This is a genomic window from Vibrio sp. QJM3NY_27 (assembly GCF_057785955.1).
The window spans coordinates 351,799-370,580 of record NZ_CM173512.1; the positions used below are offsets into that span (position 1 = coordinate 351,799).

Annotated in this window: 17 protein-coding genes; 10 read left to right on the forward strand and 7 right to left on the reverse strand. The window is 44.8% G+C overall.

What is annotated here, in order from left to right; translation table 11 throughout:
- Positions 1–89: 89 nt before the first annotated feature.
- The gene (locus tag AC3CIA_RS17500; RefSeq protein WP_488519369.1) at positions 90–1,751 is read left to right on the forward strand and encodes a methyl-accepting chemotaxis protein; all 1,662 of its coding nucleotides are present in this window, start codon (positions 90–92) and stop codon (positions 1,749–1,751) included.
- A gap of 90 nt (positions 1,752–1,841) precedes the next feature.
- Here AC3CIA_RS17500 and AC3CIA_RS17505 read toward each other — a convergent pair whose 3' ends face one another.
- Positions 1,842–2,711 carry a LysR family transcriptional regulator gene (locus AC3CIA_RS17505; RefSeq protein ID WP_017088293.1) on the reverse strand — a complete coding sequence of 290 codons (870 nt, stop codon included), beginning with the start codon at positions 2,709–2,711 and terminating at the stop codon, positions 1,842–1,844.
- Between the two features lie 262 nt (positions 2,712–2,973).
- On the opposite strand from AC3CIA_RS17505, the gene AC3CIA_RS17510 reads away from it, so the two are divergent.
- Positions 2,974–3,321 (forward strand): DUF3316 domain-containing protein, encoded by a 348-nt coding sequence (locus AC3CIA_RS17510; protein WP_114635660.1) that lies wholly within the window; start codon positions 2,974–2,976, stop codon positions 3,319–3,321.
- Between the two features lie 154 nt (positions 3,322–3,475).
- Here the strand turns inward: AC3CIA_RS17510 and AC3CIA_RS17515 are convergent, their stop codons facing one another.
- The gene (locus AC3CIA_RS17515) at positions 3,476–5,113 is read right to left on the reverse strand and encodes a methyl-accepting chemotaxis protein (protein WP_488519370.1); all 1,638 of its coding nucleotides are present in this window, start codon (positions 5,111–5,113) and stop codon (positions 3,476–3,478) included.
- Between the two features lie 262 nt (positions 5,114–5,375).
- Between AC3CIA_RS17515 and AC3CIA_RS17520 the strand changes: the two genes are divergently transcribed.
- Complete coding sequence (locus AC3CIA_RS17520; RefSeq protein ID WP_010432976.1) at positions 5,376–5,801, forward strand: DUF3010 family protein; 426 nt, start codon at positions 5,376–5,378, stop codon at positions 5,799–5,801.
- Between the two features lie 106 nt (positions 5,802–5,907).
- Here AC3CIA_RS17520 and AC3CIA_RS17525 read toward each other — a convergent pair whose 3' ends face one another.
- Positions 5,908–6,807, reverse strand: coding sequence for a DMT family transporter (locus AC3CIA_RS17525; RefSeq protein ID WP_488519371.1), 900 nt, complete (start codon positions 6,805–6,807; stop codon positions 5,908–5,910).
- Positions 6,808–6,931: 124 nt separating this feature from the next.
- On the opposite strand from AC3CIA_RS17525, the gene AC3CIA_RS17530 reads away from it, so the two are divergent.
- The 4 genes from AC3CIA_RS17530 to AC3CIA_RS17545 all read left to right on the forward strand — a co-directional run bounded on the left by AC3CIA_RS17530 (position 6,932) and on the right by AC3CIA_RS17545 (position 12,280).
- On the forward strand, positions 6,932–8,359 hold the full coding sequence (locus tag AC3CIA_RS17530) for an aminotransferase-like domain-containing protein (protein ID WP_488519372.1): 1,428 nt from the start codon (positions 6,932–6,934) through the stop codon (positions 8,357–8,359).
- Positions 8,360–8,478: 119 nt separating this feature from the next.
- Positions 8,479–9,483, forward strand: coding sequence for a LacI family DNA-binding transcriptional regulator (locus tag AC3CIA_RS17535; RefSeq protein ID WP_488519373.1), 1,005 nt, complete (start codon positions 8,479–8,481; stop codon positions 9,481–9,483).
- A gap of 145 nt (positions 9,484–9,628) precedes the next feature.
- Entirely contained in the window at positions 9,629–11,092 is a 1,464-nt protein-coding gene (nhaC, locus tag AC3CIA_RS17540) for a Na+/H+ antiporter NhaC (protein WP_488519374.1), read from the forward strand.
- A gap of 12 nt (positions 11,093–11,104) precedes the next feature.
- Positions 11,105–12,280: a MalY/PatB family protein gene (locus tag AC3CIA_RS17545; RefSeq protein WP_488519375.1), complete on the forward strand. Its 1,176-nt coding sequence runs from the start codon at positions 11,105–11,107 to the stop codon at positions 12,278–12,280.
- A gap of 94 nt (positions 12,281–12,374) precedes the next feature.
- On the opposite strand, the gene AC3CIA_RS17550 is transcribed toward AC3CIA_RS17545, so the two are convergent.
- From AC3CIA_RS17550 to AC3CIA_RS17560, 3 genes are all read right to left on the reverse strand, one after another.
- Positions 12,375–12,923 carry a carboxymuconolactone decarboxylase family protein gene (locus tag AC3CIA_RS17550; RefSeq protein ID WP_265974174.1) on the reverse strand — a complete coding sequence of 183 codons (549 nt, stop codon included), beginning with the start codon at positions 12,921–12,923 and terminating at the stop codon, positions 12,375–12,377.
- Between the two features lie 342 nt (positions 12,924–13,265).
- On the reverse strand, positions 13,266–14,234 hold the full coding sequence (gene yidZ, locus AC3CIA_RS17555) for an HTH-type transcriptional regulator YidZ (protein ID WP_145562944.1): 969 nt from the start codon (positions 14,232–14,234) through the stop codon (positions 13,266–13,268).
- A complete protein-coding gene (locus AC3CIA_RS17560; RefSeq protein WP_488519376.1) occupies positions 14,209–15,420 on the reverse strand; it encodes an MdtL family multidrug efflux MFS transporter in 1,212 nt (403 codons plus the stop codon). Before AC3CIA_RS17560 ends, yidZ begins: the two co-directional genes overlap by 26 nt.
- Positions 15,421–15,901: 481 nt before the next feature.
- Here AC3CIA_RS17560 and AC3CIA_RS17565 point away from each other — a divergent pair, with 481 nt between their 5' ends.
- Positions 15,902–17,065, forward strand: coding sequence for an amino acid permease (locus AC3CIA_RS17565; protein ID WP_488519633.1), 1,164 nt, complete (start codon positions 15,902–15,904; stop codon positions 17,063–17,065).
- Between the two features lie 160 nt (positions 17,066–17,225).
- Here AC3CIA_RS17565 and ohrR read toward each other — a convergent pair whose 3' ends face one another.
- Entirely contained in the window at positions 17,226–17,663 is a 438-nt protein-coding gene (gene ohrR, locus AC3CIA_RS17570; RefSeq protein WP_029225260.1) for a transcriptional regulator OhrR, read from the reverse strand.
- Positions 17,664–17,790: 127 nt separating this feature from the next.
- Here ohrR and ohr point away from each other — a divergent pair, with 127 nt between their 5' ends.
- A complete protein-coding gene (ohr, locus tag AC3CIA_RS17575) occupies positions 17,791–18,213 on the forward strand; it encodes an organic hydroperoxide reductase Ohr (protein WP_016797728.1) in 423 nt (140 codons plus the stop codon).
- A 185-nt stretch (positions 18,214–18,398) separates the two neighbouring features.
- Positions 18,399–18,707, forward strand: a complete 309-nt coding sequence (locus AC3CIA_RS17580; RefSeq protein ID WP_054546255.1) for an ArsR/SmtB family transcription factor — start codon at positions 18,399–18,401, stop codon at positions 18,705–18,707.
- Positions 18,708–18,782: the final 75 nt, after the last annotated feature.

Sequence of the window (18,782 nt, forward strand, 5' to 3'; positions counted from 1 at the left end):
AACAATTAGACAACAAGCCCATTTACATTTTGAAACCACATTAATAATGTGTTGAAAATTGTATGAGAAAATCACACAGGAAGCGTGACATGACCCTAACCATCAAAAACCGCCTTTATATTCTCTCTTTCATTCCTTTGCTACTAATGGCAATTGGCATGATGAGCGTTACGTATATGAAGAGCACCGAGCTAACCGCACAGCAAGTAGAATCGACGCGTAGCAATATGATGGCGATGAAAGAAAAGGAACTCAAAGCGTACCTGCTAATGGCCTACTCTTCGATCAGCCCATTTTTAGATAAAGGGGCAACGCTAGAAGAGGCTTTACCAACATTGAGAACCCTAGAATATGGCGAATCAGGCTATATTTTTGGCTATGACTCTAAAGGTGTCCGAGTTGTGGTTGGGCAAAGTAACGATGGTATTGGTAAAAACTACTATGACCTTCAAGACAAACAAGGTAATTACCTAATCCGAGACCTGATCAAGAACTCAAAATTGGGTGAATTTACGACTTACTATTTCCCGAAACCGGGCCAATCTATCGCGTTACCAAAACTCAGCTACTCAGTATTTGTTCCGCAATGGGACTTAATGCTTGGTACTGGCTTCTACACCGATGACATCGACACTGTTATTGCCGAGATGAAAGAGAGTTCAAATGTCGCGCTACAAAGTTCCCTGACTGCTATCGCGATTTTCTGCGGATTGATTGCCCTAGTGGTAGCCGTTTTCGCTGTTGCAGTGAACCGTACCATCATGCAACCTCTTGAGCAGTTCGACCGATCAATTAGTGCCTTTGCAAGTGGCGAGGCCGATTTAACCGCTCGAATGGAAAAATTCAAAGCCCCTGAGTTCACTAAGCTCAGCGAGAACTTCAACGCCTTCGTTGCTAGCCTACAAACCATCATCCGCAGCGTGAGTGATGTTGGCCAGCAAGTTGTCGCTGAAACCAGCAGTATGTCTTCTCGCGCCGCTCAGGTTGATGAAATTGCCACTGGTCAGCGTGAAGAGACTGAACAAGTTGCAACAGCAATGACCGAAATGACAACAACAGCACAAGAGATCTCCAGTAACGCAAGTCAGGCGGCTGACTCAGCGAAGCTTGCAGAGGGTAATGCCAAAGAAGCTCAACAAATAGTGAACGCTGCTGCCAACTCTGTTGCTGGTCTTGCTAGCGAAGTGTCCGAAGCCAACACAGTGGTATCTAGATTAGAGGGTGATGTACAAAACATTTCGTCGTCACTGACGGTCATTCAAGATATTGCCGAACAAACAAACTTATTAGCACTGAATGCAGCAATTGAAGCCGCTCGTGCAGGTGAGCAAGGGCGAGGATTTGCAGTGGTTGCGGACGAGGTTCGTAAACTGGCAAGCCGAACTCAAGAAAGCACTGGCGACATCCATAAAATGATTCAGCAGCTAAAAGCTGCCTCAGATGCTGCCGTAAAAGCAATGGATTCGAGCCAAAATAAAAGTGCTCAAACGGTGGAAGAAGCGAATGCCGCAGCCGCAGCACTGGCGAAAATCCAAGAGTCGATTGATACGATCATGGACATGAACTCATTGATTGCTACCGCGACAGAGCAGCAAAACATTGTTGGCCAAGAGATATCTCAACGCATTGTGGTGATTTCCGATCAAAGCTCACAATCGGCATCATTAGCGAATCAAAACCGCGCGGGTAGCCAAAACCTCAACAGCCGCGCAAATGAGCTGTACCACTTGGTTGATCGCTTCACGGTTTAACAAGTAAAGCTATAGAGCATTAATAAAAAGGTGCTTCAGAATTTCTATTCTGAAGCACCTTTTTATCTGAAGTGATTTGGTAAAATAGAACTAATCCAATTGCTCAGACAGGAAGTCCACCAGCAAGCGAACCTTTGAAGACAGGTTACGGTTCTGCGGATACAGCGCCCAGATCCCTTCTTTATCGTCTCGGTAATCGGATAACACTTCGACCAACTCTCCCGACTCTAGATCTTCACTCACGTAATATTCTGGCAGTTGAACCAAGCCAATGCTCTGTTTAGCGGCGTCCAATAAGGCTAAGCCACTGTTACACCTAATTCGTCCATTAACACGAACCGAACGCGGACGACCATTTTCCTTGAAGCGCCAATGCTCAAAACCACCCACTAAGCATTGGTGATGACTCAATTCAGAGAGCGTATGCGGCTCACCATAGCGTTCAATGTATTCAGGACTTGCACATACATAAAGCTGTCGCTGCGATAACTTCTTTGCGACCAAGCTTGAATCTTCTAAGCGGCCAAGGCGAATCGCCACATCAACACCAGAATCGATGAGGTCGAGCTTTTGATTGGTCAGCATCAGCTCAAGTTCTACTTGTGGGTGAAGCTTTAAAAATTGATGAAGTATTGGAGCGAGTTGGCGCTCACCATAGGTCACAGGCGCGGTGACTTTCAGTAAGCCTTTTGGCGTAGATTGCATCTGCGTGACCGCAAGCTCAGCAATTTCTAAGCCTTCAACCAGCAACTTACACTGCTGATAATAGAGTTGCCCAGCCTCTGTAAGAGAAACCTTACGCGTCGTTCGATTGAGCAGTTTCACCGCGAGTCGTTCTTCGAGATTTGCTACTCTACGACTGATTTGAGCCACCGACGTAGCGAGCTTCTGCGCCGCACCGGTAAAGCTTTCACGCTCTGCCACTGCAACAAACTCACTTACCCCTTCCCAATTGGCCATGTTTTTACCTTATGCTGAACGATGGTTACCCAGACAGTGTATTGAAGATAGATATCAGTGTCACCTTGCTTGATATGCGCTGTTCATAAATGGTCTTCATCTACAATCGTTCAAAATCAATACAACCAACACCTGACATTTCTCCATATTCCTTACCTAATACTAACAAAATCGGCTTTTCTCCTGACACTCATCTTACCACTTCATTGGTATGTTGGTTCTGTACCGGAACACAGGTATTCCAACAAAGTAAGGTAATCCTATGAAAAAATTAATCATACTTGCATCAACTCTTGTTCTCAGCACCACAGCGTTTGCAGCAACTAAAACAACAATTCAAGAAACAACGCTAAAGTCTGATACATTTGTTACTGAAGCGGAAGCATACGATGCAGGCACGAACCTTATGGATGAGTTAGGCACAAAAACTTCTTTTGAGCTTTCAAGAGAACTGCCACAGTTCCAACAAACAACAAAGTACGATTCGTTCAAGATTGATGACGCGAATATGGAAGTGAAGAAAATCACGAATATGAACGGCGACATTCATTACCAAGCGAACGTAAAAGTTGACTACCGTTACACATACAAAGACGGTCGTAGCAGCTAACACCGAATGATTGATTAGGTCTAAAAACTGATCACCTAGTCAAAAAAAAGCCCGCACTCATAGAATGCGGGCTTTTTTGTCGTTCAGCTATGGTCAATGGGAGCCAAAGCGAGCAACCATTGTCAGCTCATGTTTATCTGCTTATTTTTGAAGATTAAACCTCAAACTGAGATACAAGGCTATCAAGCGCTTCACACTGTTCGGCCAATGCCATGCAAGCATTCTCAGCGCTGCTCGCCATTTCAACCATTTGCATAGTGCTTTCTGCGATGCGTTGAACATTCTTGTTCACTTCTTCAGACACTTGAGACTGCTGAGAAGCTGCGGTTGCGATTTGTGTGTTCATGTCATTCATCTTGCCGATTGAGTTACGAATCTCACTCAGTGAAGACGCCGCAGTTCCTGCCTGAACAATGGTTTTCTCGCCACTCACTTTGCTTTCGGTCATCACGCCAACCGCGTGTTTAGCACCCACTTCTAAGCGTTCAATCATTGATTGGATTTCGCCAGTGCTGTCTTGAGTTTTACTCGCCAGCGCTCTTACTTCATCTGCGACTACGGCAAAACCACGGCCTTGCTCACCGGCACGAGCTGCTTCAATCGCCGCATTTAATGCAAGCAGGTTGGTTTGCTCTGCAATGCCTTTGATCACGCCAAGAATTGAAGCTATGTTCTTCACATCGGTATCCAGCTCTTGAACCACCCCACCCGCGTTCTCGATATCTTGCGCAAGGCGTTCAATAGAAGTCACGGTTAAACCCAACGTCGTATCTGCCGATTCCACTTCATGATTGGCAACGTTACTTGCAGTTGCGGCATCCAGTGCATTACCACTGACCACTTCGCTAGTTGCTTGCATTTCATGAACCGCTGCCGCTACGACTTCACTTTCTCTCTGTTGGTTCGATGAAAATTCAGCAACACTTTGCGTGAGCGATTTGATGTTTTCCATCTCGCCACGTACTGCGTTCGATGTGAGAATAACTTGTTCCACGGTTACATGAATCTTGCCAACAAACTGGTTAAATGCGGAGCTTAAGCGAGCAATTTCGTCGTTACCTTCAACCTTCATGCGTTGAGACAAGTTACCGTCGCCCGATGCGATCTCATTCATCGCTTTCTCTACGTTCTGGATTGGTTGGACGATAAAACGGTTAGATAACCACATCGCAAAAAGCGCAGCGAAAACAGCGACCGCCATACCCACTTCAATGATCAACTTACTTGATTCGATAGAGTCAGCAGCTTGCTGGCGAAGCTCTCTCTGCTTCTGTTCAATCAGGGTTCTGATATCACGAAGCTGAACACGAATGATTGCAAACTCAGCGTCTAATGCTGGTGAGTAATTGATGTTGTATTGGTATGCGTTGGCAGGATCTGCAAACATTGGTTCATGCAGCGCCACCCACTTGCTCATCGCGTTCACAAGCTTTGACAACTCACCGCGAGAAGAAGGATCCAGCACACCCGCTGTATATAAGGTTTCCACACTTTCAAAACGAGGCACCGCTTTGTATGCGTTATCTTTAAACTCGAATTTTTGGTATTCAATCGCCGCTTCGTCTTTCGCTAGCAATAGACCTTGAGCTGAGGCAATAACTTGGTAAATATCACGATAGCCATCTTCCAAATTATCTAACACAGGCTGAACCACATTATTCAACTCATAGTTGATCGCAGCCTGAGCATTAGATCTAATGACATTAAGCACAGTAACAGTCGAGAAAACAATCACGATCACCATTAGTGGAATCGCAATTTTACTCTTAATTGAGAGGTTGTTGATACTCATAAGGGGGTTTATAACCACACAGTAAATAGGGACGCGCGCATAATATACAGTATCAATTTAAAAGCTAGCTAAAAGTTTGTAAACCTAGTTGCATAGCAAACGTTACCCTTGAGTCAACTGTCGAATACTTAACCAAACGTCAACTTGAAAAAGATCTGAAGAAAGCAAATATCGCACTTATTTACCCTAGACATGCTCAAACACTGGAGAAGTATTGGAAATAACACCATAATGTACGGCTCAAAAGTAAATAGGTATGAACATGAAAATTTGTGGTGTTGAAATCAAAGGTAACGATGCAGTCATCTGTCTTCTTTCTCTGTCAGATGGTGTATTTAATATCCCTGATTGCCGAGTTTCTAAGGTTGCGATTAGCGACGCAAACGACACGCAGAATATGAAAGACTTTCAATTCTCTTTTGCAAAGTTGATGGAAGATTACCAAGTAGACAAAGTTGTGATTCGTCAACGCCAAACAAAAGGCAAATTTGCTGGCGGTGGCTTTGGCTTCAAACTAGAAGCAGCAATTCAACTGATCGACGGCCTAGACGTAACCGTTGTGTCACCTGCTGACATCAAGGAGAGCCTTAAGCGCAACCCTCTTATGATGAAGTTCAAAGAAACTGGCCTTAAGCAATACCAAGAAGCACCGTTTACAACGGCTTACGCTTGCTTGATGCAGCGCTAATCAATAGTCGCTAGCCAATATTTGATACAGAAAGAGCCTGAATATTCAGGCTCTTTTTTGTTTCTATCACTCGGCTTTAAACCCAGTTAGTTTTGATGAAATACGCTTACCGCTCTAACGCTGTTCGCCTGCGAGCCTTGATCCATTCTGGCTTCTTCACCACCAGATAAACAGCAGCCGCAGACAAAGCGAAGCCCGTCGCGCCGTAGATATCGAACGACTCACCAAAGATAAGCCACGCTTGAATAGCTGTCGTCGGTGGAACCAAGTAAAACACCGATGCAACACTTGAAGAAGCGCCGTGCTCTACCATGTACAGCAGCAAAAGGATGGCAACACAAGACAGAACAACCACCAGCCAGGTTAGAGTCAACGTGAATTCTACAGTCCAGTTCACTTGCATGGTTTCGTAACGCATTGCGAACGGTAGAAACAACGCTGCAGAAGCCAAGTATTGCACCATCGCGCCGCCGACCATATCTGTCCCTTTGCAGAAACGCTTCTGATACAGAGTGCCGCAGGTAATACCAACCAAAGAAACCAAACACAATAACGTTGCCAGGCCTTTTTGGTCGTCTGACTGCCATTCAATATTGCCCATCAGCACCAAACTGATACCCGCAAAGCCGAGCGCTAATCCCAACCACTGTGCAAAATTAAAACGCTGTGAGGTACAGCTGATCATAATCAAGGCAGTCAGAATCGGTTGTAAGCCAACCAGTAAAGAACTCAACCCAGCGGGCATACCCATATCAATCGCCAGATAGGTGCCACCAAGGTAGAAACCATGAATCAAGATGCCGACCACACAAGCATGGAAGAATGCGCGACCACGAGGGATACGACGCTTAAGGATTGCAATCAAAACCAAGAACAGCGCTACGTTAGCCACCATCCTCAGTGAGAGTAATGTTGCGGGTTCCGCGTATTCCACACCAAGACGTGCGCCGACAAAACCTGACGACCACAATATTACAAACACAAACGGAATCATTTTAATCAGCATTACAAACCTCTGGTCAACTCTTCATCAATGCTGTTACCTTAGTTGGGTACAGATAACTAATAAAGATACAGATATAACACTTTAAATGGTTACAGATTAAAAATGAGCAACGAGGGAAAACAACGTGGAAGCAGAACTCAGCGGTAATAAATATCTTGCTACCGAACAACATATTAAGGCTCAGATTGATAAAGGGCTTTTTCATCCAGACGATCGCCTTCCCTCAATTCGTCAACTAAGCGAACAGCTTGGCGTGAGCAAAAATACCGTGATTCGCGCCTATCAAGAATTGGAAGCGACAGGCTGGGTTTATTCGGTCCCCAAGTCGGGTTATCGCGTCAAAGCACCGAACACCACAAGTTGGGATGCGCCCAGCCAACCTCAAAAAGTCGACCTCTTGTCTGTCACCAAATCTGTACTCTCTCGTCCGAAAGGTCGCTTGAAGCTACTTGCTGGTTCTGCACACCCGAACATCAACAATCCTGCGATTCGTAGCTTGTACGCCGAAATCGGTCGCCATAGCCGTTTGCAAACTCAACTACCGGGCTACTATCAACTCCCTCCCGGTGACGAGCAATTAGTAAAGCAATTGTTAAAGATCACCCATGATCTTGGTGTGCCAGCCGGATCGAAAGAGATTGCGATTACTCACGGAGCTCAACAGGCGATCAGTTTGGCTTTACGTGCGCTCACCAGACCGGGTGACATCGTGGCGGTAGAGTCACCGTGTTACTTCGGCAATTTACTTTTACTCGAATCACTTGGTTTGCAAGCCCTAGAAATACCAAGCAGTGTTAGTCACGGAATCGATATTCCATCACTACAGAGTGCGTTGGACAAATGGGAAGTGAAAACGCTGCTGCTGACACCAAACTTTACCAACCCGACTGGCTCAAGAATGCCTCTGGCTAATCGAAAGGCCTTGTTGGAGATCACCGGCTCTTTACCGATTATCGAAGACGATGTATTCGGTAGCTTGGCGTTTGACGCACCAATCGCGAGCCTCAAAGAGCTTGATGATCAAGATAGAGTCATCTACGTCAACTCACTGTCTAAAACCTTAGACTCACGCTTGCGAATCGGTTGGTTACTGTCAGGGCGCTATCAGCCCTTAGTCGAGAAGTATCTACTTTGCGACAACATGGGCAGTTCCAATCTGATGCAATCGGCGGTCGGACAGTTTCTCACGACAGGTAAATACCGCAGTCATTTATCTAAGATGAAACGGCTCTATCAAACCAATCAAAAACAATTCCAAAGTCTATTAATACAAGCTCTGGATAGCTACCCGCACCTTGTTGGTCGCTACCATTTGTCAAAGCCGGAAGGTTCATTTCTCAACTGGATAACACTGCCAGAATCGGTCGACAGCTATGCGGTCTATCAAGATTGCTTGAAACACAAATTAGGCATCTTACCCGGAACCGTGTTTGGGACGAATGACCAATATAAAAATTGTTTGCGTTTCACCGTAGCAAACATAGAAGAGAGTAAAGAGTGGAAAGAAGGCGTGGTGATGTTGGCTCGGATAATCGCCAAACATACGTTCTAAATATCGCGAGACCTAGCTAAACTCATAGAATTGGCGTTAACAAGCTTTGACCTTATTAACATTTTCAACAGCAAAGATTCGCTACACTCGCAGCCTTTCTATGCCTAGCGGAGTTCGACGTGGCAACTATCAAAGATGTAGCGGCACTTGCCGGGGTTTCAACAGCAACCGTTTCACGAGTAATGAACCGTACCTGCTATGTCGAACCTATCACGTTGGAACGCGTAGAACGTGCAATCAAAGAACTCAATTACCACCGAGACGCGCGTGCCACGGCTTTAGCAAGTCGAAGTAGCAACACGTTAGGCTTATTGACGGGCAACTTAGCTGACCCTTTCTTTGCGCTTGTTGCCAAGAGCGTTGAAGAAGTCGCGAGAACAAACGGATACCAGCTGGTTGTGGTGAGTGGCGGGCACAATGCTCAGCGAGAGAAAGAAGGCCTCGACTTCCTAATCAGCCAAGGCTGTGAGGCAATGGTGGCTCACTCGAAAATGCTCGATGACGTGACCTTACTTCGTTACTCCGCTCAATTACCTGCAATGGTTTTACTCAACCGTACGATCGCTCAAATATCGAATCGCTCGGTTTGGGTAGACAATCAACTCGGGGCTCAAGTATCGGTGCAGCACCTCATCGAATTAGGTCATCGAAAAATTGCCTATGTCTCGAGCGACCTTCCAATCCAAGACAGAACAGACCGTTTGCAAGGCTACAAAGAAGCCATGAAAGCGGCCAATATCGAAATACAATCAAACTGGATCATCAACCAAAATTTTAGTGAATCAGGTGGTGAAGCGGCAGGTGATATCTTGGTAAACCAATGCCCAGAGGTCACAGCCGCCGTCACCTTTAATGATGTTATGGCAGCCGGATTAATGACGAGCTTACAAGATCAAGGTATCTCGGTTCCCAACGATATTTCAGTCATCGGCTTTGATGATGTTTTACTCGCTCGCTACCTTTACCCTCGGTTAACCACCATGCACAACCCTATCGACGAGATGTCGACTTATGCGGCTAACCTTGCCATTAAACTTAAAGCCGCAGGATACGCGCCTCCCAAGCAACATAAATTCGAAGCGACACTGGTTGAAAGGCAGACCGTAAAGTCAATCAAGCACTAAAATGAGACGAAATGTGACCAAAATCCCATGTACACACCTCATGTAACCGCTTACATGAAAACAGTATTGAAGTCGCACTTTCGATTTCAGAGCACGCTTATTATCCATTCCGAACAAACCCTACATTCACCTGAGGACAACAAATATGAATAACTCAAAGCCTCTACCATCGTTCGGATTAGCATTAGCACCTATAGCCGTTATGTTTGCGCTGCTTGCTATTGGATACGGTGTTTTAGGACTTCGCATTGAAGTTCTGCTACTCATTTCCGCGACTTTCACGGCATGTATTGCTTGGAAGATGGGCTACAACTGGGATGACATCATCAACGCGATTGTTGAGAAACTCGCAAAAGCGATGCCTGTTATTTTGATATTGGTTTCAGTGGGCGGCCTTATCGCCAGCTGGATGATCAGCGGCACCATCCCTTACATGGTTTACTGGGGACTTAAAGTCATCAGTGCTGAATACATACTCATTGCTGCCTTTTTTGTTACTTCTGTTGTCTCTGTGTGTACTGGTACTTCTTGGGGATCTGCGGGTACCGTTGGTGTTGCACTGATGGGCGTTGCGGCGGGTTTAGATGTATCACTGGCTGCTGCTGCCGGCGCCGTTGTTTCTGGCGCATATTTTGGCGATAAGATCTCGCCTCTTTCTGACTCAACCAACTTTGCACCTGTCGTTTCAAGCACGACCTTATACGAACACATTCAGCACATGCTTTACACAACGCTACCGGGCTTTGTGATTGCTTCTGTTGTCTTTTTCTTCGCAGGGCAAAGTGCCGATATCAGCACGGTTGGCGAGCCAGAAAAAGTGACTCAAATTCTTGCTGGGCTAGATAGCCTCTATAACTTCAACATTCTCCTAATTATCCCACCAGTAATGATTCTTTGGGGTGCATTAACCAAAAAGCCTGTTCTGCCACTGATGCTAGGTGCGTCTGCCCTAGCGATTGTATTAGGTATGGTTCTACAAGGTTTCTCTCTACAACAAGGTTTCCAAGCTTATGTCGACGGCTTCAATGTCGCTCTGTTTGAAGCGAAAGGTACGGCGATTGATGGCTTAATTCCTGATGTGTCTAAGCTACTAAACCGTGGAGGTTTGTTCTCAATGATGAGCACCATCCTACTGGTTTTCTGTGCGTTCTCTTTTGCAGGTGTTTTAAGCCTAACCGGTGCATTGAATGTGGTACTAGGTCGTTTCTTGCATATGATTCACTCAACAGGACAGCTTATCGCATCAACAGTGATCGCGACTATTACCGTAGTTTTCACGACATCTGATGGCAAACTAGCCCTTCTTATCCCAGGTGAATTGTTCCAAAACGCTTACCGTAAAATGGGGCTAGATACTAAAAACCTATCCAGAACCATCGAAGACGCAGGCACGATTATTGAACCACTGGTTCCTTGGACAGCTGCGGGTATTTACATGGCAAGCACACTCGGCGTAGCAACGTTAGATTACCTACCTTGGGCTATCCAATGTTACACCGGTGTCGTTTTCGCTCTGATTTATGGCTTCACTGGGTTTGGTATTGCACGTGCAAAGCCTGAACAGTCAGAAGACTCAGTAGAAACATCTCTAGCTCACAGCACTAAGTAAGGCTCATATCCTATGAATTCTTTCGACAATACGATTAACCGCCGAAATACAGGGTCGGTAAAGTGGGACTTTATGGAGCAGAAACTAGGGTTGGAAGGATCTGACTTACTACCGATGTGGGTATCAGACTACGATTTCCAAGCTCCTCAGCAAGTGCTCGACCGTTTAGCTCAAGATATCGCTCATGGTATTTTTGGGTACTCAGAACGTCAGGATGACTATTACCAAGCTGTGATTGATTGGTTTAAAAACCAACATAATACTAACATCGAAAAAGAGTGGATAACCACGATACATGGTGTATTGCCGGGTATCGCAATGGCGCTGCAAATGCTCACTCAAGAGAATGACCAGATCGTTATTCAAAGCCCAGGCTACGGTTCATTTCGTAAGATCATCGAACTGAATGACCGCAGAGTTTTGAACAACCCACTGATTGAATCTGATGGTCACTACCAGCTTGATTTTGCTCACTTGGAAGACTGCTTTGCTAGTGGTGCAAAGGCGTTGATCTTCTGTAATCCTCACAACCCAACAGGCAGAGCATGGAACGAGCAAGAGATAACGCAAGTTGCAGAGCTGTGTAGAAAACACGATGTATGGCTGATCAGTGATGAAATTTGGAGTGACCTAACGCTAACACCTAATGTATTCCATTCGACGTTAAGCTTGCCAAGTTCGCTAACCGACAAACTTATTGTGGCGACTGCGGCCAGTAAAACGTTTGGTTTGTCATCATTGAGAATCTCAAACTTCATCATTCCTAACTCGGAGTTGAAAGAGCAGTTTGTTCGCCGTTTGGATGCTCATGGCATGGATTGCTTCAACAGCCTATCCATGTCTGCGGCGACCACAGCATATCAAGAGTGTGACACTTGGCTGACGGACTTAAAACACTATCTGCAAGACAACATCGAAACGCTGCATGGATTCTTGAAAACAGAACTACCTCATATTCGTTTCACTAAACCCGAAGCGACGTATCTTGCATGGCTAAATTGCCGTGCAATGAAACTAAGCGATGCAGAGCTTGAGCAACAACTCATTGCAGCCGGTATTGTACCGAGTATGGGTTGTGCCTTTGGCGAAGAAGGTTCAGGGTTTATTCGATTGAATCTAGGGTGCCCTGCAGAAGTATTAGCAGACGCTTTGGTACGACTAAAAGTAGCATTAGCTGTAGATAAGTAAGTAACTAGAAAACGTCATCCACTCCAAACAACAAAGCCCCACTCAACTGAGCGGGGCTTTCATCATTCTTACTATTTACTTATTTAAAGGTAAATTAACCTTGCCAAGCAAACTGTTCGAACACCTTGTCTACTGGCGTTTCAGCAACACGGTTTACGTAGTTACTGATCACTTTCTGAGACAAACCTAGAATGACTTCTAGCACTTGTTGTTGACCGTAACCCGCCGCAAAGAAGGCTTCCATTTCGTCCGCTGGCACATTGCCACGATTACGTACCATGCTTAACGTGAAGTCGTGCAATGCTTGCAGTTTTTCAGTTGGCAGTGCAGTACGGTTACGAAGTGCTTCGGTGATTGCAGGATCAACCTTCATTGAATGTGCAATGCCAGTATGAGCAGGAACACAGTAGTGGCACTCGTGCTCAACATTTATGGTTTGCCATACCACGGTTAACTCATCAGCATCAAAAGACGAATCACTAAATGCTTGATGAAGCTGCGTGTAAGCTTTGAGAGTATTAGGTGATTCAGCCATCACCCCAAAAAGACCAGGAACTCGACCCATCTGTTTTACAGCCCCTTCAAGAATGGGTTTGCTTTGCTCTGGTGCTGATTCTACTGAGTGAATTTTAAAGTTGCTCATGTTCTATTCCTTTCGATTCTTTATACTAATTTGATTCACAATCGGAGTGATATATGACTGTTCTCCGTTGGCGTGAAAACAATATAGATCAAAATAGAACGATCGTTCAAGAATTAATTTGAACAATCGTTCAAATTAACTCTATTTATCGAATCAACAATTAAGAAATAACCGTATTCATTTGAGAAGTTCTGACCCTATCCGTATGATTTAAAATAAAAAAGCCCATCAGATAACATCTGATGGGCTCGCTTCTAACTCTGAATTCTTATTTCAATCAACGATCAATATTAACGGTACAAGCCTTCAGGTCACCTAATCACATTTAATCTCATCACAAGGTTAGACACTTTTCCCTTCAAACTGATAAAGCTCTCTAAGCGTGTCTTTTAGCCATAGAACGATTGGGTTGTAAGCATTGCGTTTATGCCAAATCATGGTGAACGGGATCAGCAGCTTTTTGGCGTTCTCTTCATCTAGAGGAATAGGCAGACAAGTAAGATTAGGGTGAAGTTGTTCAACGTAACGCCGGCAGTAATTCGGTGCCACGGTTGTCATGGTGTGGTTTGACTGAGCCGCCATAAACAAAGACTGCTCAAAACCCGCTAGCGTAAGTGCGATATGTCGGTCGAGTTGCAAATCTGTGAGAATTTCATCCAACGCCCATGTTTCACTTTTCTCCCACACAATATTGATGTGAGGGTATTTGAGGAAAGCCTCAAGGTTCCACTCTTCTTGCAAGGCTGGGTGGTCTTTTCTCAGATACACCACGGGCAAATCGTGGAACAATACCTCGAAATCAATGAAGTATGGCAGTGCATCTAGAGACTCTTTAGAACGTGGGTGGCTTTCTCGCCCTGAAAATCCAATATCAGATTCGCCACGTACGATGGAATCTATCGAATCGTAGTCCCAATTGCGCATTTTGATCTTCGCATTGGGATAACGTTGATACACGCTTTGCGTCAATTCGTTCAGCATGATCAACGATAACGGAGATTCGGCTTCTAAATTTAAACGTAAGTCCTTTGGGGCATCGTCGCCACGAGTAGTGAGTATTTGACTACCAATCTGCAACCAGTCTTGAAGATCTTTCACCATGCTCAGCGCAAGTGGTGTTGGCGTTAAGCCCCTCGGCGTTTTCACAAATAGAGGATCATCGAACCAGTCTCGAAGTTTAGTCAGTGATTTGCTTACCGTTGAAGGCGTGACGTTGAGCTTTTTGGCAGCTTTTGAAACACTCTGCTCTTGCAACAGCAATTGCAGAGTGAATAACAAATTCAGATCAAGACGGGCTAGTGGCTTCTTCATAATCACTTTTAACTTGGGAAGGACCTACCCATAGTATTAGAGCAATACTGATAACTCCACCAGCAGCCAATATAAATGCCAACATATTCAATGCACTTAACCCGATAACGCCCATAAACCAGATAAACAGTGCTGAAGTACATACTTGGGAAACTCCGAGTATTGAACTTGCCACACCTGCGCGCTGTGAATAACAGCTCAATGCTTGGCTCATCGCGACACCAAAACCCAATGAGAAGCCGCCGCACACAAAAGCAAAGCCCAACAACGTCACGTAATGCCCTAACCCACCATCAATCGATGCGAGCAACAAGATAGCCGCAACGACAAAGCAAACTTGTGAAGTCAGCATTAAGTTCTTTTGCTTAAACACATTCAAAGCAAATGGTGCAGAGAATGACACCAACATACTCACCAATGCGGTTAATGCCATAGTGTAAGAATACTGACCTCGGTCGAAGCCTAGCTCTGTCATGATCAACAGTGGAGAGACATTCACATAAGTGAGAATTGCGGTCACTCCTAGGCTGGTCATGATCACTCGGCTGATAAACAACGGGTCTTTGAACGTTTCAGTTGAAGTCGGTTGAAATGTTTCAGATAAAGAAGCTTTCGCTAACACCGACCCTATAACTTTAGGTTTAGTCTCTTTTAGCACGAGCACCGACAACAAACACACCACAACACCCATGCTCGCCATGGTCGTGAACAAGCTCGGCCACGGGTAAACCGTCATGATTAAGTGGCCAATCACAGGCGCAAGCACTGGTACGATGCAGGTAATGCCATTCATCATCGACAGCACCTTAGCGCGTTTTTGGTCATCCAATAGATCTCGCAAGATAGCGAACGCCACCACATAACAAGAGCCAGCACCCACACCTTGAAAGAAACGCACAAGAAGAAATGGTTCTGCACTGGTCACAACACCGCCGAACATCGAAGAGGTAGCAAAGACAATTGCACCGAAAATAGCGACAGGTTTTCTTCCTACACTGTCGGCAAATTTACCGGCAAACAACATGGTGGTTGCCATTCCTGCGAGATAAATAGAGAACGCGGCATGAAGCTGAGCCTCAGACGCATTTAGGTCCGCGGCAATTTGAGGCAACCCAACCAAATACAAATCAATAGCCGTTGGATACAAGAGAACAAGCGTAAAACTACAAAATAGAAAACGGTACATAACACCCCCACATAATTGGTGTGAGGATAATAAGAGCGAAACGCCAAACTACCGAGTGGTATCTACGACAACGGATCTTTCCATTTACGACAAACCCTCATGCTACAACTGGATAGTCTCTTCATTGAGGAGATCCAATTAATACTCATAAAATAAGGGAATCCGGCAGGAAATCATCAAATTAGCAAGGTTTTGACTTGGTTTCACTGAAATTAAGGCATCCGTTAATCAGCCGTATAGAACGAATGATTAAACGGCTGTTAATGAACATAAGTTATCAAAAAGATAAAACAACTCACAAGATGAATATCAAAAACAACCAGCCATATGCAGCGCAAATCTCTGCGTAATTTTTTTAGAAAAATTCAAAATTTATTAGAATTTAACCCCTAACTTTACTGAGTAATTTGTTAGTCTTGGCAACAAATATTTACAATCCAACTAAAAATTAATTGGATACCTCGAGGTTGTTTTCTTGAATATGAAATTATTCGGCAGTTCTTTGATTCTTTCAGGAACTGCATTAGGGGCTGGTATGCTTGCCATTCCCATGGTGTTGGCCCAATTTGGCTTCATGATCAGCTCAGTGCTTATGCTGCTTATCTTTATTGGCACCACCTACTCAGCACTCCTCCTGGCAGAAGCGTGCACCAAAACCAAAGACAACAGTGGAATGAGCAGTGTTGCTTACCTAACGTTAGGCAGCAAAGGCAAACACTTTATCAATGCACTCTTTTACCTGCTGTTGGTGTGCATGCTCATCGCTTATATCTTGGGTGTCGGCGACATCATTCATAAGTTACTGCTCGATGTCGGTATAGACATCTCTGCATCCGCTGCTTATACCGTTTTCAGCCTATTAATGGGTGTGATTGTGGTGGCGGGTAAGTCGTATATCGACAAGTTAAATCGCGGTTTATTCATCACGATGGTGGTGATGCTGCTTATCGTTATCGCCTCTTTGTTTAGCAACATTCGCCTTGATTACCTGACTCAAGCTAGCAAATACACGGCTAATGACGTGGTGCAGTACAGCGCAGTTATCTTTACCAGCTTTGCCTCTATGGTGGTGATTCCGTCACTGGTTATATACAACCGAGAAGCGACTCAAAAGCAGATCCGCAATATGATTCTGCTAGGCTCTGTGATTCCACTAATCTGCTACCTCACTTGGTTATTCGCGATTATCGGTAACCTTGGTACAGACGCTATCAGCCAATTCCATAACATTTCAGAACTGATCTCGGCGTTTAGCGGACAGTCTTCTTGGCTGAAAGTAGTGATTGTGCTGTTCTCAGTATTGGCATTGGTGACATCTTTCCTTGGTGTGTCTATGGCGCTGTATGACCAAAACAAAGATGCAGTCACCAGCAACAAAGCATTGGCTTATGCCCTAACCTTCGTTCTACCTTTGGTATTAGCTGAGTTATTCGCTAGCCAATTCGTGAGCATGTTGGATTACGCGGGGATGGTGTTGGTGTTCTTAGCTATCTGGGGACCACTTGCAATGGTGGTTAAAGTTCGTAGGCCAGACTTTCCTCACCTACAGACTCAAGGCAGCTATACCGCAGCCGGTGGCGACACGGCACTTATCGCAACATTTGGTTTTGGTGCGTTGATTTTTATCTCTTGGTTTATGGGTTAATTCTCAAACTAATACAATATCAAGTGACCATTTCAACGGTAGTCGATACCAAAAAGCCCGTGAGCATTACTCTGGATTAGCAATGACCGCTAATTAGTAGTAAAGGCTTACGGGCTTTTTCATTTTCTGATTATCATTGCCGAGAACTAAAAGCCCTCTCTCATTTGGTCAAGTTACCAAGCAATTGCTCACACTGTGCTTTTAATGATTTAAGCTCATCTTCGTTCATCTTGGAGAGACACAGCATTTCAACTGGCACGGTTTGCGCTTGTTCTTTGAGAGCGACCCCTGCAGGTGTCAACGTGATAACTCGAACTCGTTCATCTTCAGCACTGCGAGTTCTAAGCACATAACCTTTCGCTTCCAAACGCTTGAGTAGTGGCGTCAAGGTACCAGAATCTAAATGCGTTTTTGCGCCTAGCGCTTTGACATTTATCTCTTTTTCTTCCCAAAGCACCATCATCACAATGTACTGCAAGTAAGTAAGGTCAAGCGCTTTCAATAAAGGTTGATACGCCCTACTCATTGCATTCGACGCACTATACAACGCAAAACACACCTGATTATCCAGCTTTAGATAGTCATCTTGGTCGCTCATGATCACCTCACCAATAAATTAAATTGTGCACAATATACTTGCGCGCTCAAGTTTTATCAATTAAGCTAGCTCTAAAATTAAGTTGTGCGCAATTTAATTTTACGCAATTCAAGTAAGGACTAAAACAATGACAACACTCTACACAACTTCTGCAACAGCAACGGCAGGTCGTAATGGCCAAGTATCAACTGATGACAATCTACTCTCAGTGGCATTGAGCTACCCTAAAGAGATGGGCGGTTCAGGTGAAGCGACCAACCCAGAGCAGCTATTTGCTGCGGGCTATTCTGCGTGCTTCTCAAACGCGTTGCTTCATGTAGCGAAAGAGATGAAGATTAAGATCGCATCAGCGCCAACCACTGCAACGGTAGGCATTGGTCCAAATGAGAATGGTGGCTTTGCTTTAACCGTTTCACTAGCCGTTGAACTCGATTTAGATCAGGAACAAGCTGTTACGCTTGTGAAAACGGCTCACCAAGTTTGCCCTTACTCAAACGCGGTTCGTGGCAACATTGATGTGAAATTGTCGGTTAACGGACAAGCGCTTTAGTTCTTGGTTCTTGGTTCTTAAAGCATAGAACGAGAACCTAGAACTTAACGATGAAAATCAACACGCCGACGATAAGCGTGAATGACATTCTTACCTCAATGCAGCCAAATCATGATATTGAGATATTGCGATATCTTACTTTAAAGAGTATATTTCACGTTAATCGAAAACAGCAGCCAAACACCATGTCAGATATGAATGAAGTTTTAAAGTCAATCAACAACCCTGTACGCAGAGATATTCTTCATTGGCTTAAGTCGCCTCAAGAGCACTTTAACCTAGAGAAACAACTCGTTGATACCGATGTTGAGGGGGTATGCGTTAGCATTATTCAAGAGAAGAGTGGCTTATCCCAATCGACCGTCTCGTCTTATCTCTCTAACTTGCAACGTGCAAAGCTGGTTACTTCAAAACGCATTGGCTCGTGGACGTACTACAAGCGTAATGACGAATACATCGAGACGTTTTTAAAAGAGTTATCTAACTCACTCTAAGAAGCAGAATCAAAACAGACTGGGTGGATAACGCCGCCCATTTTAATCTTATCTATTTTTGGAAGATTAGATATC

Bases quoted from the DNA above. Each gene is read 5' to 3' on its own strand.
- AC3CIA_RS17500 (WP_488519369.1), top strand. From the start codon at position 90: ATGACCCTAACCATCAAAAACCGCCTTTATATTCTCTCTTTCATTCCT.
- AC3CIA_RS17505 (WP_017088293.1), bottom strand. From the start codon at position 2,711: ATGGCCAATTGGGAAGGGGTAAGTGAGTTTGTTGCAGTGGCAGAGCGT.
- AC3CIA_RS17510 (WP_114635660.1), top strand. From the start codon at position 2,974: ATGAAAAAATTAATCATACTTGCATCAACTCTTGTTCTCAGCACCACA.
- AC3CIA_RS17515 (WP_488519370.1), bottom strand. From the start codon at position 5,113: ATGAGTATCAACAACCTCTCAATTAAGAGTAAAATTGCGATTCCACTA.
- AC3CIA_RS17520 (WP_010432976.1), top strand. From the start codon at position 5,376: ATGAAAATTTGTGGTGTTGAAATCAAAGGTAACGATGCAGTCATCTGT.
- AC3CIA_RS17525 (WP_488519371.1), bottom strand. From the start codon at position 6,807: ATGCTGATTAAAATGATTCCGTTTGTGTTTGTAATATTGTGGTCGTCA.
- nhaC (WP_488519374.1), top strand. From the start codon at position 9,629: ATGAATAACTCAAAGCCTCTACCATCGTTCGGATTAGCATTAGCACCT.
- AC3CIA_RS17545 (WP_488519375.1), top strand. From the start codon at position 11,105: ATGAATTCTTTCGACAATACGATTAACCGCCGAAATACAGGGTCGGTA.
- AC3CIA_RS17550 (WP_265974174.1), bottom strand. From the start codon at position 12,923: ATGAGCAACTTTAAAATTCACTCAGTAGAATCAGCACCAGAGCAAAGC.
- yidZ (WP_145562944.1), bottom strand. From the start codon at position 14,234: ATGAAGAAGCCACTAGCCCGTCTTGATCTGAATTTGTTATTCACTCTG.
- AC3CIA_RS17560 (WP_488519376.1), bottom strand. From the start codon at position 15,420: ATGTACCGTTTTCTATTTTGTAGTTTTACGCTTGTTCTCTTGTATCCA.
- AC3CIA_RS17565 (WP_488519633.1), top strand. From the start codon at position 15,902: ATGAAATTATTCGGCAGTTCTTTGATTCTTTCAGGAACTGCATTAGGG.
- ohrR (WP_029225260.1), bottom strand. From the start codon at position 17,663: ATGAGCGACCAAGATGACTATCTAAAGCTGGATAATCAGGTGTGTTTT.
- ohr (WP_016797728.1), top strand. From the start codon at position 17,791: ATGACAACACTCTACACAACTTCTGCAACAGCAACGGCAGGTCGTAAT.
- AC3CIA_RS17580 (WP_054546255.1), top strand. From the start codon at position 18,399: ATGTCAGATATGAATGAAGTTTTAAAGTCAATCAACAACCCTGTACGC.